Consider the following 2,036-nt stretch of genomic DNA (forward strand, 5'->3'; position numbering starts at 1 on the left):
CGCTCCTGGATGTCGCGCAGCGCCTCAAACGGGCTGCGAATGGCGCGCTCAAGAGTGACTTGAGCAGCCTCACGCTCCATGCGCTGGCGCTTAGCAGCCAATGTGGCGAGTCGTTCCTCGATCTGCCGACGTTGATCAGCGGTTTTGGCCACTGTCTCAAGTGCCGTGCGCAGCAACGCCTCTTCCTGATCGAAGTAGGCGCGCGAGCGCTCCAGGTATTCCTGCTGCGCGTTGGCCCGTAGATCGGTTGCTTCCCGAAAGCGCAGGTAGCCCTGCTCTTGGTAGAGGTCAATCACCCGCTGACGGCTTCGCATGATGGCCGCCTCATCATCGGCAAGCGCCTGCAGCGCCTTCGATCGCTGCTCAATGTCCGCGAGTGTGGTCTTGAAGGCCTCACCCGGTTCGCGAATGCTGCGCTCAAGCCCCGACATCTGGACCTCGCGCTCAAGCCGGGCACGCCGGGCCATGACCTCTTCGAGCCGGGCAGTGAGCTTTGCCTTTTCCTGGGTCGTCTTGGCTACGGTCGCTAGGCCGCGCTTCAAAATGGCCTCTTCCTCTGCCATGTTTGCACGAAGACGCTCGGTGAAGTCGTCCTGCGCGGCGATGCGGGCGTCACTGCCTTCCTTGAAGGTCAAAAATCCCTGGCCTTCGTACAGATCAATGATGCGCTGGCGATCCTTCAAAAGCGCAGCCTCGACATCGAGCGCATCCTGCAACCGCTTGACGTCTCGCTCGATGCCCGCAAGCGCCTCGGCGCGGTTGGCGTCGCTTGCGGTGTTGTAGTTGAGAGTGGGCCGCTGTGGTTTATCTCCTTGGGGGCTAGCGCCCGCCTGAGCATTGCGCCGCATCTCATCGAATCGCTGCGTCACCGCGTCGGCCAGCAGCGGCATGTTCCACAGCTCAACATAGTTGCGGTTGGCTTGCTCAACGATCTGGTTGCGCTTGTCGAGCGCCTCGCGTAGCGCCTTGCGATTACCCTCCAAGAGCAAGCCAGGAACACCCCCGCGGGCGATGAAACCCCCGGCTAACTCAATGTCAGCCCAAACCGCCTGGAAGCTGCCGACGATCGACTTGATCCCTTGAAAAATCGCACGAAGGCTGTCCACCAGCACCGCGATTGCATAGGCCGAGGTCTCTGCCCACTTGGCCAGGGTCCCATCATCACGTAGCCTGCTGATGCCCGTTACAGCGTTGTCCGTACCGAGCAGGATCTTCTTGAGTTCTTCGGATAGCACCGACAGCGCAGGAATGGCGCTCGTCACCAGGGTCTGGGATACAAAGCTACTTTCTGCCCGCATCCGGGCCATTGCTTTGGATGCCTTGTCAGCTTCCTCGATCTGTTGCGCGGTGAGCCTGATGTTGAGGTTCTGGTTCTCTGCAAGGTCCTTCAAAAAGGGCAGCATTGAGGCACCAGACTTGCCGAACAGGTCCATGGCAAGTGCCGTCTTACCGGCACCGTCCTCGAACTCAGCCAGCTTCAAGGCCACATCGTTAAGCACCTCGGCGGGATCACGCAGATTGCCGCCCGAATCTTTGGCAGTGATCCCGAGGAACTGTAGCGCCTTGCTGGCATCTGCCCCCTCGTCATCCACTCCAGCCAGCGCTTTGGAGAGTTTGGAGAGATTGGTGCCTATCGTCTCCATGGCGGTGCCCGAGATCGTTGCCACCGGGGCCAGGCCAGACAAAGCGGTGGTGCTCGCGCCGGTCTGCTCGGACAACTGCTGCAAAGCCGCCGTTGCCTCAATCGTCCGATCAATGAAATCCCGAAGCGCACCAACCGAAGCAGCGCCGACCGCCACCGCAAATGCGGTCTTGGCCACCGTTGCCACTTGCCCAAGCGACGCCTTCATGTCATTGGCGTGGCGGTCAAGGAGGCGCGCCGTGCGCCCCAGATCGGCCCTGAACTCGGAGGTCTCAGCCGAGAGCTTGACGACAAGGGAGCCAAGATCAGCCATGCTTTTTCACCTTATGCGCAAACATTGCCTTGAATCGGGCAACGTTCAGCCGGGCATCGTCACGGGGATTGGCTCGCTCCA

The 2,036-nt window shown here is 60.8% G+C and carries 1 protein-coding gene; it reads right to left on the minus strand.

What is annotated here, in order from left to right:
- A partial coding sequence (locus ACOVRJ_RS16715; protein ID WP_422044967.1) for a hypothetical protein occupies nucleotides 1-1,955 on the minus strand: 1,955 nt, incomplete at its 3' end.
- Between the last annotated feature and the right edge of the window lie 81 nt (nucleotides 1,956-2,036).

The organism is Roseateles sp. (assembly GCF_049240545.1).
In the GTDB taxonomy this organism is placed as follows: domain Bacteria; phylum Pseudomonadota; class Gammaproteobacteria; order Burkholderiales; family Burkholderiaceae_C; genus Paucibacter_A.